1 protein-coding gene is annotated in these 314 nt (G+C 44.6%); it reads left to right on the forward strand.

Annotation, left to right across the window (positions count from 1 at the left end):
* Positions 1-121: 121 nt before the first annotated feature.
* Positions 122-314: acyl-CoA-binding protein (locus P2081_RS20630; protein WP_278924657.1), on the forward strand; the 193-nt coding region annotated here is incomplete at its 3' end.

Below are 314 nucleotides of genomic sequence, written 5' to 3' on the forward strand. Positions count from 1 at the left end.
TGCAATTGGCGTGTCTTCTCCTTACTTTTACTTTCAAGGAAACTCTGTCTGACGAATACTGGGTTGTAGTTGTAACTACAGTTTCCTCTAGATACTGGGTGTTTGACGACCAAAGAACAAAATGTCCCTTTCAGAGAAATTTGACCAAGCTGCAAAGGACGTGAACAGTTTAAAAGAAACTCCCCCACAAGACGATTTGCTTGAGATCTACGGTCTTTACAAGCAGGCTACCACTGGGGACTGCACAACTGACAAACCAGGCATCTTCGATCAAAAGGGCCGATACAAGTGGGATGCTTGGAACAGCAGGAAAG

It is taken from the genome of Pseudophaeobacter profundi (assembly GCF_029697505.1).
GTDB classification, from domain to species: domain Bacteria; phylum Pseudomonadota; class Alphaproteobacteria; order Rhodobacterales; family Rhodobacteraceae; genus Pseudophaeobacter; species Pseudophaeobacter profundi.